The organism is Rhizobium sp. Leaf306, from assembly GCF_001423425.1.
In the GTDB taxonomy this organism is placed as follows: Bacteria; Pseudomonadota; Alphaproteobacteria; order Rhizobiales; family Rhizobiaceae; genus Neorhizobium; species Neorhizobium soli.
This window is the reverse complement of record NZ_LMNX01000002.1, coordinates 349595-362202: the sequence shown is the minus strand read 5'-3', so window position 1 is coordinate 362202 and position 12608 is coordinate 349595. Positions and strand designations below refer to the sequence as shown.

General features: G+C 63.1%; 13 protein-coding genes. 9 read left to right on the top strand and 4 right to left on the bottom strand.

Translation table 11 applies throughout. The features are described from left to right. The first annotated feature begins 221 nt into the window (after positions 1-221). The 4 genes from ASG19_RS09605 to ASG19_RS09590 all read left to right on the top strand — a co-directional run bounded on the left by ASG19_RS09605 (position 222) and on the right by ASG19_RS09590 (position 3181). Positions 222-686, top strand: coding sequence for a tRNA (cytidine(34)-2'-O)-methyltransferase (locus ASG19_RS09605; protein ID WP_062455724.1), 465 nt, complete (start codon positions 222-224; stop codon positions 684-686). Between the two features lie 232 nt (positions 687-918). Then, positions 919-1065: a type II toxin-antitoxin system RelE/ParE family toxin gene (locus ASG19_RS09600; protein WP_280136951.1), complete on the top strand. Its 147-nt coding sequence runs from the start codon at positions 919-921 to the stop codon at positions 1063-1065. A 4-nt stretch (positions 1066-1069) separates the two neighbouring features. Then, on the top strand, positions 1070-1381 hold the full coding sequence (locus ASG19_RS09595; protein ID WP_062455721.1) for an addiction module antidote protein: 312 nt from the start codon (positions 1070-1072) through the stop codon (positions 1379-1381). Between the two features lie 147 nt (positions 1382-1528). Next, a complete protein-coding gene (locus ASG19_RS09590) occupies positions 1529-3181 on the top strand; it encodes a Na/Pi cotransporter family protein (protein WP_062455718.1) in 1653 nt (550 codons plus the stop codon). A 9-nt stretch (positions 3182-3190) separates the two neighbouring features. Here the strand turns inward: ASG19_RS09590 and ASG19_RS09585 are convergent, their stop codons facing one another. Beyond that, the gene (locus ASG19_RS09585; protein ID WP_062455715.1) at positions 3191-3448 is read right to left on the bottom strand and encodes a hypothetical protein; all 258 of its coding nucleotides are present in this window, start codon (positions 3446-3448) and stop codon (positions 3191-3193) included. 187 nt (positions 3449-3635) lie between these two features. On the opposite strand from ASG19_RS09585, the gene hemF reads away from it, so the two are divergent. Both hemF and ASG19_RS09575 read left to right on the top strand, forming a co-directional pair. After that, positions 3636-4547 carry an oxygen-dependent coproporphyrinogen oxidase gene (gene hemF, locus ASG19_RS09580; protein ID WP_062455712.1) on the top strand — a complete coding sequence of 304 codons (912 nt, stop codon included), beginning with the start codon at positions 3636-3638 and terminating at the stop codon, positions 4545-4547. A gap of 141 nt (positions 4548-4688) precedes the next feature. Beyond that, entirely contained in the window at positions 4689-4946 is a 258-nt protein-coding gene (locus ASG19_RS09575; protein WP_092660339.1) for a hypothetical protein, read from the top strand. Positions 4947-4955: 9 nt separating this feature from the next. Here ASG19_RS09575 and ASG19_RS09570 read toward each other — a convergent pair whose 3' ends face one another. From ASG19_RS09570 to ASG19_RS09560, 3 genes are read right to left on the bottom strand one after another with little or no spacing between them, the layout of a single operon-like run. Then, positions 4956-6233, bottom strand: a complete 1278-nt coding sequence (locus tag ASG19_RS09570) for a CCA tRNA nucleotidyltransferase (protein WP_062455707.1) — start codon at positions 6231-6233, stop codon at positions 4956-4958. Further along, positions 6230-6865 (bottom strand): CoA pyrophosphatase, encoded by a 636-nt coding sequence (locus tag ASG19_RS09565; RefSeq protein WP_062455704.1) that lies wholly within the window; start codon positions 6863-6865, stop codon positions 6230-6232. The genes ASG19_RS09570 and ASG19_RS09565 overlap by 4 nt, the downstream gene beginning before the upstream one ends. Continuing rightward, a complete protein-coding gene (locus tag ASG19_RS09560; protein WP_062455701.1) occupies positions 6862-7497 on the bottom strand; it encodes a DUF1285 domain-containing protein in 636 nt (211 codons plus the stop codon). The genes ASG19_RS09565 and ASG19_RS09560 overlap by 4 nt, the downstream gene beginning before the upstream one ends. Before the next feature lie 205 nt (positions 7498-7702). Between ASG19_RS09560 and ASG19_RS09555 the strand changes: the two genes are divergently transcribed. The 3 genes from ASG19_RS09555 to ASG19_RS09545 are packed head-to-tail and all read left to right on the top strand — an operon-like array spanning position 7703 to position 12608. Continuing rightward, positions 7703-8716: a MoxR family ATPase gene (locus ASG19_RS09555; protein ID WP_062457917.1), complete on the top strand. Its 1014-nt coding sequence runs from the start codon at positions 7703-7705 to the stop codon at positions 8714-8716. Between the two features lie 32 nt (positions 8717-8748). Continuing rightward, on the top strand, positions 8749-9684 hold the full coding sequence (locus ASG19_RS09550; protein ID WP_062455698.1) for a DUF58 domain-containing protein: 936 nt from the start codon (positions 8749-8751) through the stop codon (positions 9682-9684). After that, on the top strand, positions 9681-12608 hold the full coding sequence (locus ASG19_RS09545; RefSeq protein ID WP_062455695.1) for a DUF4159 domain-containing protein: 2928 nt from the start codon (positions 9681-9683) through the stop codon (positions 12606-12608). The genes ASG19_RS09550 and ASG19_RS09545 overlap by 4 nt, the downstream gene beginning before the upstream one ends.

Genomic DNA, 12608 nt, shown 5'->3' with positions numbered 1-12608 from the left:
ACTGCGTGAAACCGCGGACGCCTAAGCCTGTCGGACAAATACCGGGGGGCGGAGGCGCATAGGCACGGTCATATCCATGTAGGCCTCCATAGGCTGGCGTTAAAGATCGATGCCCTTTTACCCGTTCATTGCCATTTTGAAAAGTCCCAAATCTGCGGCAATCCGATCGAAACCGCCCTCAAACGCTTGAGCTCACAGGCCGGCTCGGCTTAAGGAAAACCATGACCAACCTGCGCATCGCCCTCTACCAGCCTGACATTCCCGGCAATACCGGCACGATCCTTCGCCTCGCCGCCTGCCTCGGCCTCGGCGTCGATATCATCGAACCGGCCGGCTTCGATATTTCGGATCGCAACCTGAAACGCTCAGGCATGGATTACCTGGCAAACGTCGAACTTGCCCGCCACGTCAACTGGCAGCAGTTCGACGACTTGCGGAGATCCGAAAACCGGCGGCTGGTGCTTGCCTCCACCAAGGCGGCCCAGCCTTACGTCGCCTTCCAGTTTCAGCCCGCCGACATCCTCCTGTTCGGCCGCGAGAGCGCGGGCGTCCCGGACGTCGTCCATGACATGGCAGATGCGCGCGTCCTGATCCCGATGCGCGAAGGACAACGCTCCATCAACGTCGCCATGTCGGCCGCAATGATATCAGGAGAAGCGCTGCGGCAGACGGGTTTCACCACATAAACGGCACGCGCATTTCGCGTCTTCTACACGCCTGAGTTTACTCTATGATGTTGCACGACTGCACTCCATAGAGTACATATTATGTACAAAATTCTATCCACGTCCGTATTCGATACCTAGATCGACGACCTCGTGGACAGACGTGCCGCGACGCGAATTTTGGGCCGCATCGGCAGATGCGAAGGAAGGAAATCTCGGCGATATCAAGCCCGTCGGTGAGGGCATAAGCGAGATGCGAATTCACCACGGCCCCGGCTACCGCGTGTATTTCGTGCGGCGCGATCGCACCATTTTGCTCCTGCTGTGTGGGGGCGACAAGGATAGTCAGGCGAGAGACATCGCTGAGGCCAGAAAATTGGCTGCGTTTTGGAAAGGATAGTTCGATGCCTCTGGAGACTCGTCCATTCGATATTTCCGAACACCTGAACTCTGAGGAAGACTGTCTCGAATTCATGGTCGCAGCCTTCGAGGAAGGCGATCCGGCCTTCATTGCGAAATGCCTTGGCACGGTTGCCAAGGCCCGCAACATGAGCAAGCTTGCCCGCAAGACAGGCATGAGCCGCGCGGCGCTCTACAAGGCCTTGAGTGGCGAAGGCAACCCGGAATTTACCACCATCCTGAAGGTGATGAAGGCATTGGGTCTCGAACTCACGCCGGTCATGGCGAAAGAGCAGGCCACCGAAGACGCTGCCTGATGTCCTTTTGCCCCCGCGCCAAAACGCGTAAAAAACTGTCGCGAACAGTGATTTGCACATCGGCGTAATCGGCCTATATTCGTTAGCCGGCAATTCATTATCGCACTTCATTCGATAGGAACCGTCCCCGGGCGAAGACAATCCGATATGCAATCCACCATCGTGATCATCAATCTTTTCGGCGCCGTGGCCCTGCTTCTGTTTGGCCTTGCGCAGGTCAAGGATGGCGTCACCCGCGCCTTCGGGACACGCCTCAAGACGGGTCTAGCCCGCGGCACCAGCAGCACCCTGCGCTCCTTCGTCTCCGGCCTTGTCGCCACGATCGCCCTGCAAAGTTCGACCGCGACCGCACTGACGCTCGCCTCGTTTGCCGAACGCGGCATGGTGCGTCCACGCATGGCTCAGATCGTGCTCCTCGGCGCCAATGTCGGCACCGCCGTTACCGCCTGGCTGGTCGCGACCGGCATCGAGTGGCTGTCGCCCCTTCTCATCCTCATCGGTCTGGTCATGCTTCGCGGTGCATCGCCAGCCCGCAAAGGCGGCGGCACGGCCATGATAGGCGTCGGCCTGATGCTGCTGTCGCTGCATCTGCTTGGGCTCGCCACCGAACCGATGCGCCAGTCGCCGGCACTCGCAGCCTTTATCGGCCTGCTCGATGACGCGTGGCCGGTGGCGCTGATCCTGTCGGCGGTTCTGGCTTTCGTCTCGTCGTCCAGCCTCGCGGTCGTGGTGCTGATCCTCTCGCTCGCCTCGACCGGAAATGTCTCCGCCGGCCTGGTGATCGTGCTGATCCTCGGCGCCAATCTCGGTGGCGCCATTCCACCCGTCGTCGCCACTCTTTCTGCGCCGGCTGCGGCAAGACGCATCACGCTCGGCAACCTTGTCACCCGCGGCATCGGTTGCGCCATCGCGTTGCCGCTCGCGGGCCCTGTCGCCGATGCCGTTCAAGCCCTGCCGCTGTCGCCGGAAAAGCTCCCGGTCGATGCACACCTCGCCTTCAACATCCTGCTGGCGCTGATCGTATTCCCGTTCTCAGCCCAAGTCTCCCGCCTTGCAGCTCGCCTCGTCCCTGATGATCCGCAGCGAGACGACGGCCCCCGCTTCCTCGATCAGGACGCGCTCGACAACCCTGTGATGGCGCTCGCCAACGCGACGCGCGAAGTGCTCGGCGTCGGCGACACCATCGAGCGCATGCTGATCCGCACCGAAAATGCCTTCAAACGTAACGATATCGCACCACTTGCAGACATCGCCGGGCTCGAGTCACGGGTCGATCACCTTCATCAGGATGTGAAGCTCTACCTGTCGGAACTGGGCCGCACCGGTCTCGATGCGGAGAACGCGCGCCGCTCCATCGCCATCATCGATTACGCGATCAACCTCGAACATATCGGCGACATCATCGAAAAAGGCATCGCCGAACAGGTCCGCAAGAAGATCGCGCACGGCCTCAAGTTCTCGGACGACGGCTTCGATGAATTGCAGGTGCTGCTCAGCCTGACCGTCGACAACCTGAGAACCGCCCAGACGATCTTCCAGACCGGCGATCTGGCGCTGGCGCGGCAGTTGATGGAAATCAAGGTGGAAGTCCGCCGGCTCGAAAAGCGGTCCGCCGAAAAGCATCTGGAGCGGTTGCGCGACGGACGACTGGAAAGCCTGCAGACCAGCTCGCTGCATCTCGACATGCTGCGTGACCTCAAACGCATCAATGCGCACATCGTGTCGGTTGCGCATCCGATCCTCGATGACAGCGGCGCACTGATCGAAAGCCGCCTTCGCCTCGCCGAACCCGGCGCCTGAGGGACTTCCTTAGTCCGCCGTCGGAAGTCTCCGCATGGTGAACTCGATGCGGTCGCCCTCCAGCTGGCGCCAGCTTTCCACTTCGGTCCAGTAGGCAGCCTTCGGAAATTCGTCGAACCATTGCCGCGCTTTTTCGCGGGCATCCTCGCGGGTCATCAGAAATGTCTCGCGCACGAACATACTGCCCGGTCCGCCGGCCTGTTCCTGCCGGTGGCGGTGAATTCTGCGCTTCAGCCCGTCGAGTGGCGGGGGTGTGAATTTCGCCATCAAACCCTCTTATCGGCACCTGGTGACATCAAGATAATATGGTCTCACACGCATTGCGAGTCTGTTTTCCTGTCTTAAAACGGGCGGCCTCACGCGCTTGGGAATGGCCGGCGCAAGTCTGAGATGCTAAGTGCCGCCGGCGAGGATACGGAATCAGATCAAAGGCATAGCGGAAAAGGAAAAGACCATGGAACGGCCGGCATTGCCCAAGGAACTGCCCGAAAATCTCGAAGAGAAGAAGGCAGCCGCGCGAGCCTGGTTCGAAAGCCTCCGTGACACGATCTGTGCTTCCTTCGAGGCTTTGGAAGACGAGCTGACCGGCCCGCTCTCCGATCAGCCGCCCGGCCGCTTTACCCGGAAGAACTGGCTTCGCAACGAGGGCGAAGGCGGCGGCGGCACGATGTCGATGATGGAAGGCCGCGTCTTCGAGAAGGTCGGCGTCCACACGTCCACCGTCCACGGCGAGTTTTCCGAAGAATTCCGCAAGCAGATCCCCGGCGCCGACGAAGACCCCGCATTCTGGGCGTCGGGCATTTCGCTCATCGCCCATCCGGTCAATCCCAATGTGCCGGCAGTGCACATGAACACCCGCATGGTCGTCACCACCAGCCAGTGGTTCGGTGGCGGCGCCGACCTGACGCCGGTCCTCGACATCCGCCGCAGCCAGGAAGACCCCGATACCCAGCTTTTCCACCGGGTCATGGAAATCACATGTAATCGGCACGCGGTCGCCGATTACCCCCGCTACAAGGCATGGTGCGAAGACTATTTCTTCCTGAAGCACCGCAACGAGCCCCGCGGCGTCGGCGGCATCTTTTTCGACTGGCTCCATTCGGACGCGGAAAAAGGCGGCTGGGATGCCGATTTCGCCTTCACGCAGGATGTCGGCCGCGCCTTCAACCTCCTCTACCCGAAGATCGTCCGCGGCAATTTCAACCGGCCCTGGACCGAAGAGAACCGCGACGAGCAACTGATCCGTCGCGGCCGCTACGTGGAGTTCAACCTTCTCTACGACCGCGGTACCATTTTCGGCCTGAAGACAGGCGGCAATGTGGAATCGATCTTGTCCTCGATGCCACCGGCAGTCCGCTGGCCCTGATCAATTTGGCACGCCCAGGCAGTCTGCTCTCAAGAAATTGATGACTGTAAGGCCACTGGTAGTTGTCATCTGCGAAAAATTCGATGTTCGAATCGGTGTGTTCGGTGCTAGCGTGCGTTCTGGTTGCACGGGAGAACAGCCATGACCCCATCAAACAGCCTGACAAAACCAAGTCCATACCCTGTTTCGAAGTTGATGAAGACGCCCGAATTGGTCGAGCGTCTGGCCGTCGAAATGCGAGCCAGAAGCGGTGGCGAACTGCCCCACGCTTTCTGTGTCGAGCAAGTGAAGCGGCAGCTTGCCGGTAAGTCGGCGGAATCCGGTGCGGCCAATGCCGCTCATATGATGATTCCTGCGGAGCGGGCATCCGTATTCCACTCCTGGGCGATCTCCGAATAGGAGGATTGATCAGGAGCTCTGCTTCACGATCTCGTCCAGCCGGGCGGCCAGCGCTGCCCGGTCGGGGTTGAAGTTACGCTCCACCCAGAAGTCCTCGATCTGCTTCAGGATCTCACCGACCCTCTTGCCGGCAGGCACACCTGCCGAGAGAACGTCGGCGCCCGCGATCGGAAAGACCGGCTTCGCGTAGCCCTCGGCCCGCTTCAGAAGAACCGACAGCCTTGCCGACTTGCGCATCGCCATTGGATCGCCCTCGGCCGCTGCTCTGGCCGACGACAGCGCCAGCTTGACGCGTGCAACCATGCCGGCCACGCCATTTCGGTAGAGCAGACGATCAAAGCCGACATCCGTCACCTCGTCGGGAATGGCGGGTGCGGACGCCCAGACGGCCAGCTTCGCCGCATCGGCATTCGAAAACCGCAGCCGTTTCGCCATCGCCGCCAGCCGCTCCGCATCGGGCGGCACGATCGAAGCAAGCCGCAGCAGCGGATCCGGCGTCCACCCGAGCGCTGCTTCTGCGGCCACCAGCGGATGAATGCCGTCGATGCCCCATTTTTCGGTTTCCGGCAGGATTTCCGTCAGCACGCCAGCCTGCCGCATCCATAAGAGTGCGCGAGACGGATCGGGGGCGGCCAGCAGTTTCTTAGTCTCGCCCCAGACCCGCTCGCCAGACAGCGTCGAAAGCCTGTCCTTGGCGCGTGCCGATGCCCGCAATCCGTCCGCATCCGGCCGGCCGGATCCGTAATAGGCGAAAAACCGGAAGAACCGGAGAATGCGCAGATGATCCTCGGCAATCCGCTGCGAAGCGTCGCCGATAAACCGGATCGTCCGGCTCTCGATGTCGGGCAGACCTCCGACCAGATCGACCACGGCGCCCGATGCATCCGCATAGAGTGCATTGATGGTGAGGTCGCGCCGTTCCGCATCGGCCTGCCAGTCGGTGCCGAACGAAACCTTGGCATGGCGTCCGTCCGTCTCGATGTCGCGGCGAAGCGTCGTCACCTCGAACGGCGTGCCGTCGATCACCAGCGTCACCGTCCCATGCTCGATCCCGGTCGGCACGGCCTTCATGCCGGCAGCTTCTGCCCGCTCCACCACATCCTGCGGCAGAAGCGTCGTCGCCACGTCGATATCGGCGACGGCAAGCCCCATCAGCGCGTTGCGCACCGCGCCACCAGCCACCCGCGCCTCGCCGCCATCGGCGTTCAGAAGGAGAAGAAGCCGCTGCAGAGCGGCATCGTTGAACCATGCCTCATCGGCAACCGAGGGGGTAGCAATGGAGGTCATGCGTAAAGCCTTTCATACAGCGTGCGTAAAATTCCGGCGGTAATGCCCCAGATTTCCCGGTCCTCATAGGGCATGACGTAGAAGTGCCGGGTCGCGCCATTCCAGTCGCGGGTCCCGCGCTGGTGGTTCGCCTCGTCCATCAGAAACGACAAGGGCACTTCGAAAGCCGAGTCCACCTCGTCCGGATTGAGGGTCAGCTCGAAACCGCGGCTCACAACAGCCAGCACCGGCGTGATGCGAAAGCCGGTAGCCGCGTAATAATCGGGAAGCCTGGCCAAGGGCTCGACGAAGCGCCGGTCGAGACCGATCTCTTCCTCGGCCTCGCGCAGCGCCGCCACCTCAGGCGATCCGTCTTCGGGATCGATCGCACCGCCCGGAAACGCGATCTGTCCGGAATGCTTGCGCAGCTTCACCGTCCGCTGCGTCAGGATAACCTTGGCGCCATCGGCATCGTCGATGACGGGCACCAGCACGGCCGCATCCTTCAGCTTGGATTGAACGGTCGCGTTCACCCAGGCCGGGTTGAGCAGATGATCGCCGTGATCGCGCCACGCTTCCTCGATCGGCCCGCCCTTCTGGGACCGCGCACGGCGGCGAAACTCATCAGCGGAATAAAAACCAAGACCGCTCATCGAGACAACACTTCCAGCTCGGCCACCGGCATCACCGGGAACACCGCATCGCCGGAGCGGACCGCAAACATCGCGACGCCATCGATCTCTACCGTCTCGCCAAGCGCGACGAGATCATACATCACCGCCCGCGATACCAGTGCCTCGAGCCGCCCGCGGACATGCAGGTAGGGCTTCAGCTCCTGCCCTTCGCCAGCGATCGCAAAACGTATCGCATGATCGCTCCCTGCCTCCACCACATCGCCGACACCGGTACGAAACGTCAGCACCTGCTGGCCGTCACGGAGGCTCGTTTGCATCTCCACCGCCACAAACGGCGCATCGACGACACGGATCGCAACCTTTTCCACAGGCGTGACGAGATAGGTTCGGCCGTCCTCGTCCTTGCGCAACACGGTCGAAAACAGCCTGACCAGCGGCGCCCGGCCGATCGGCGTGCCCAGATAGAACCATGTCCCGTCGGCACGAATTTCCATGTCGAGATCGCCGCAGAACGGCGGGTTCCACCGCTCGACCGGCGGCAGGCCGGGAATTTCGCCTCTCGGGCCACCACTTGCCTGCTCGGACGCATGGGCAATCATCGCCGCGAGACCAGCGGCATCGGCCGCCTTATTAATTGGTTCTACTGCCATTTTTCAGTCCCGGTTCGACCTTAAGCATCAGCCAAGGTGAATGTTCTCACGAGATAGTCATTCATCGCGTGCTTGTCAGCCTTATTTGGCGGAATAAGTTTCAAGGTCTAAGGTGGCCGCTGCGATGCAGCGATTCACGGTCGGACGGATAGGTTCGGCGAAGCCTGCTGGATCTGGATACCAATCAAGGGTGATGGTGAACGACATGGGCATGATGAATTCTACGCAAACAGTCCTCGACGAGAAAGCCATCATCGCCTCGGCCGAAAAGGCACTTGCCGATATCGCCGCCATCCGCGAGGAAGTCGCCAAGGTCATCTTCGGACAGGAGCGTGTGGTCGAAAACACCATGCTTGCGGTCCTGTCCGGCGGTCATGCGCTGCTGGTCGGTGTTCCCGGTCTAGCCAAGACCAAACTAGTCTCGACGCTCGGCACCGTCCTCGGTCTGGATTCCAACCGCATCCAGTTCACGCCCGACCTGATGCCGTCAGATATTCTGGGCTCCGAAGTGATGGATACGGATGAGACCGGACGCCGCTCCTTCCGCTTCGTCAAGGGACCCGTCTTCGGACAGCTGCTGATGGCCGACGAAATCAACCGCGCTTCGCCGCGCACCCAGTCTGCGCTGCTGCAGGCCATGCAGGAATATCACATCACCGTGGCCGGCCAGCGCTATGACCTGCCGGCACCATTCCACGTCCTTGCCACGCAGAACCCGCTGGAACAGGAAGGCACCTATCCGCTTCCCGAAGCGCAGCTCGACCGGTTCCTGCTGCAGGTGGACGTTCTCTACCCGGAGCTCGCCGCCGAGCGTCAGATCCTGCTCGACACGACAGGCAGCGCCGAAGCCAAGGCGCGCAGCGTAATCGACGCGACGCGGCTGAAGGACATCCAGGCGCTGATCCGCCAGATGCCTGTCTCCGACAAGGTGGTCGATGCGATCCTGTCACTCGTCCGCTCGGCCCGCCCGGGCCACGGCAACGCGTCGACCGACAAGCATGTTGCCTGGGGTCCGGGCCCGCGTGCCGGCCAGTCGCTGATGTTGACGGCCCGCGCCCGTGCGCTTTACGAAGGCCGCCTCGCTCCTTCGCTCGACGATATCCACGCGCTTGCCGAACCGGTCCTGCAGCACCGCATGGCGCTGACATTCGCCGCCCGCGCCGAAGGCATGTCGGTGCGCGATGTCATTGCCGGCCTGGTCAAACAGGCACGCGGCTGAAGATCGCCGGTTCAGGCTAGAAAGGAACCTCCGTGGCATCCATCGGCCAGATCGTCGATCAAACCGCCAGCAGCGATGTGCTTCATCGCGCCCAGCAGCGCGCCATGCTGGTGCCCGATTGCATGGTCGAGGCCAAGCGCATCGCCAACACGGTGATTGCCGGCTGGCACGGCCGCCGCAAGCGCGGCATGGGCGAGAATTTCTGGCAGTTCCGGCCCTATGCGGAAGGCGAAAGCCTGTCGCGCATCGACTGGCGCCGTTCCGCCCGCGACGACCATACCTATGTCCGCGACCGCGAATGGGAAGCCGCGCACACGATCTGGCTCTGGGCCGACATGTCGCCGTCGATGATGTACAAGTCGACATTCGGGTCGGTATCGAAGGAGAGCCGCGCGCTGGTCATCATGCTGGCGCTCGCCGAAATCCTCGCCCGCTCCGGCGAACGGATCGGATGCCCCGGCATCATGGAACCGGTCTCTGCCCGCAACGCCGCCGAACGGCTGGCGACCGCCATTATGCACGCACCGCAGGCGACCGGCCTGCCGGATACGGGCATGATCCGCGGCCAAAGCGATATCGTCCTGATCGGCGATTTCCTCGATGATGCCGACAGGGTCATGGACCGCATCACGCCCCTCGGACGCCGCGGCCTGCGCGGCCATGTGATCGAGGTTGCGGATCCCGCCGAAGAAACCTTCCCCTATACCGGCCGCACCGAATTCACCGACCCCGAAACCGGCGAAAAGCTCGTCTCCGGCCGCGCCGAAAATATTCGTGAGGATTATCAGCGCGCTTATCTCGCCCGCCGCGATGCGCTTGGCGAGGGCCTGCGCCGTCTCGGCTGGAGTTTCGTGTTCCACCGCACCGACCGTCTCGCCTCCGAAGCGCTGGTCGCCGTCCACGGCTACCTCTCCGGCATGCCGGCGCCTAGACGGATCGATAGCGGAAATATCGAGGACAGGTCATGAGCGCGCTCGCCTTCGCCTATCCCGCCATCCTCTTCGGCCTGATCGCCCTGCCCGCCATCTGGTGGCTGCTGCGGCTGACACCGCCACGGCCGAAATCGGAAGTCTTCCCGCCGCTGCGCATTCTCGCAAGTGTCCTGAAGCGCGAGGAAACGCCGTCGCAAAGCCCGTGGTGGCTGACGCTTCTGCGCATGGCTCTCGCCGCCGCAATCATTCTCGCCATCGCCGATCCGGTCATCAACCCGCGCACGAGTTCGCTCAACACCGGCGGCCCGCTGGCGCTGGTCCTCGACAACGGCTGGGCGACATCGACCGACTGGGAACGCCGCGTCGAGACCGCCAATCTCCTGATCGACGACGCCGAAAGCGCCGATCTTCCGGTCGCGATCGCCTTTACCGCCGATCAAAACCAGGAAGCAACGCCCGGCAGTGCCGCCGCAGCGCGTGACAAGCTTGCCGCCGCAAGCCCGAGGCCGCTTGTGCCAGACCGCGGCCGCGCCGTCACAGCACTCCGGGAAGCTCTCAACGGCACCCGCCCCGGCACGCTGGCCCTTGTCTCCGATGGCATCGCCGCCACGACCGACACCGAAACGATGACCGCTCTTGCAGGCCTTTCGGCAGGCGACATGCGCGTCCTCGAAGGCGATGGACAATCGGCCGTCGCGATCACAGGCGCCACCAACAATTCGACCGCGATGAATGTCAGCGCCACCCGCCTTTCCACGGCTGGCACGCAGCAGTTCACCGTCAACGCGCTTGATCCACAGGGTCGCTCGCTCGCCGCAGGCACGCTGGAATTTGCCGACGGCGCCAACACGGCAACAACGGAAATTTCCGCGCCGTTCGAACTGCGCAACGATTTCGCCCGCCTCTCCGTCGAGGGCATCGCAACCGCGGGTGCCGCTCACCTTCTCGACGACGGTTTCCGCCGCCGCCGCGTCGCGCTGATCGCCGGCGAAAGCGGCAGCGATTTCCAGCCGCTGCTGCAACCGCTCTACTATATCAGCCGGGCTCTCCAGCCCTACGCCGATGTGATCCAGCCCAACACGGCCGATCTCTCGGTATCGATCCCGCAGATCCTCGAGGACAATCCGTCGGCAATCATCATGGCCGATGTCGGCCGCTTGCCGCCGGAAATCTCCCAGCCGCTGCAACGCTGGATCGCGCGCGGCGGCACGCTGGTCCGCTTTGCCGGACCTCGCCTTGCCGCAGCACCGGCCGACGATCCGCTGGTACCTGTCACCTTGCGCCAGGGCGAACGCGCGCTCGGCGGCGCCATGTCCTGGTCGGAGCCTCAGGCGCTGGCGGATTTCCCGAATTTCGGCCCCTTCGCCGGCCTGCCGCGCGCAGCCGATATCACCGTGACCCGCCAGGTTCTCGCCGAACCGACGCCGGACCTTGCCGAGCGCACGTGGGCAAGCCTTGCTGATGGCACGCCGCTGGTCACCGAAAAGGAGGTCGAAGCCGGCCGTATCGTGCTGTTCCACACCAGCGCGGAAGCGACATGGTCCAACTTGCCGCTGTCTGGGAATTTCGTCGAAATGCTGCGCCGGCTGGTGCAGATGGCCCGCGTCGGCGGTGCTGCCGGTGGCAGCGCATCCGGAGCACCAGGCACAGAAGGAGCCGCTGCAGCCCTGCCGCCCTACCGCCTTCTCACCGCCGACGGCGTGATGACAACAGAGACCGGCGCTGCCCGTCCGATCACCATCCCCGCCAACGCCCGCCCTGTCGCAAGCTTCGATCACCCGCCCGGCCTCTACGGCACCGAAGACGGCTACTCGGCCGTCAATCTCCTTGCGCCCACGACCGTGCTTGCCCGCTTCGATCCATCGGTCGGTGGAACGCAGGTCGCGCGCGCGCAACTGGCTGGGGGCGAGGCTCTCTCCCTGCGTCCGACCCTGTTTGCTCTCGCCTTCGCGCTCCTCGTCCTCGATAGCCTGGTAATGCTCTTCATGAACGGTGCCTTTTCCCGCCGCCCCGGACGCTCAACGCCAACCTCCGCCCGGACGTCTGGCACCGCCGCGACCCTCATCCTCGGCTTCGCGTTGGGAATGGCGCTGCTCAACCCGAACCCGTCGCTCGCCCAGCAGCCACCCTCGCCGCCCGCTGCCGCGGCGCAACCGCAATCGGCCCAGCCGCAGCCGTTTCGCGAAATGCAGCCCGGTGAAGGCGTAAAGCCTGGCGACGACCAAATCCTCGACCGCCTCGACACGACCCACCTCGCCTATGTCCAGACCGGCGAAAGCGACGTCGACAGCATCTCCGAGCGCGGCCTCGACGGTCTCACCCAATACATGAGTTATCGCACGACACTGGAGCCCGGCGCCCCTGTCGGCCTCGACATCGCCAAGGACGATCTCTCCTTCTACCCGATCATCTACTGGCCGATTTCCGCGACAGCGCCGATGCCATCGCAGGCCTCGATCTCACGCATCGACGCCTATATGCGCAACGGCGGCACGGTTCTGTTCGACACCCGCGACCAGGTTTCAGCACTCGATGGCAGCTCCAGCCCCAACGGCCTGCGGCTGCAGGAAATCCTCGCCAGCATCGATATTCCGCCGCTCGAGCCGACACCGGAAAACCATGTGCTGACCCGCACCTTCTATCTGCTGAAGGATTTTCCCGGTCGCTATCGCGGCGGCCCGCTCTGGGTCGAAGCCCGCCAGGACGCCCGCAACTCCACCTCGCAGCTCTCCTCGGGCGGCGACGGCGTGACGCCGCTTCTGATCACCGGCAACGATTTTGCCGGCGCCTGGGCGGTCGATCAACAGGGTAACTCGATGCTCCCGACCGTTCCGCCTGACGACATGCAGCGCGAATACGCCTACCGCGCCGGCGTCAACATCATGATGTATATGCTGACCGGCAACTACAAAGCCGACCAGGTCCACGTGCCCGCACTCCTCGAACGGCTGGGGCAGTAA

What these genes read in the sequence shown, in the direction of transcription:
- ASG19_RS09545 (WP_062455695.1), top strand. Translation starts at nt 9,681, where the DNA reads ATGAGCGCGCTCGCCTTCGCCTATCCCGCCATCCTCTTCGGCCTGATC.
- ASG19_RS09565 (WP_062455704.1), bottom strand. Translation starts at nt 6,865, where the DNA reads ATGAGCGGTCTTGGTTTTTATTCCGCTGATGAGTTTCGCCGCCGTGCG.
- ASG19_RS09555 (WP_062457917.1), top strand. Translation starts at nt 7,703, where the DNA reads ATGGGCATGATGAATTCTACGCAAACAGTCCTCGACGAGAAAGCCATC.
- ASG19_RS09595 (WP_062455721.1), top strand. Translation starts at nt 1,070, where the DNA reads ATGCCTCTGGAGACTCGTCCATTCGATATTTCCGAACACCTGAACTCT.
- ASG19_RS09585 (WP_062455715.1), bottom strand. Translation starts at nt 3,448, where the DNA reads ATGGCGAAATTCACACCCCCGCCACTCGACGGGCTGAAGCGCAGAATT.
- hemF (WP_062455712.1), top strand. Translation starts at nt 3,636, where the DNA reads ATGGAACGGCCGGCATTGCCCAAGGAACTGCCCGAAAATCTCGAAGAG.
- ASG19_RS09570 (WP_062455707.1), bottom strand. Translation starts at nt 6,233, where the DNA reads ATGACCTCCATTGCTACCCCCTCGGTTGCCGATGAGGCATGGTTCAAC.
- ASG19_RS09575 (WP_092660339.1), top strand. Translation starts at nt 4,689, where the DNA reads ATGACCCCATCAAACAGCCTGACAAAACCAAGTCCATACCCTGTTTCG.
- ASG19_RS09600 (WP_280136951.1), top strand. Translation starts at nt 919, where the DNA reads ATGCGAATTCACCACGGCCCCGGCTACCGCGTGTATTTCGTGCGGCGC.
- ASG19_RS09560 (WP_062455701.1), bottom strand. Translation starts at nt 7,497, where the DNA reads ATGGCAGTAGAACCAATTAATAAGGCGGCCGATGCCGCTGGTCTCGCG.
- ASG19_RS09605 (WP_062455724.1), top strand. Translation starts at nt 222, where the DNA reads ATGACCAACCTGCGCATCGCCCTCTACCAGCCTGACATTCCCGGCAAT.
- ASG19_RS09590 (WP_062455718.1), top strand. Translation starts at nt 1,529, where the DNA reads ATGCAATCCACCATCGTGATCATCAATCTTTTCGGCGCCGTGGCCCTG.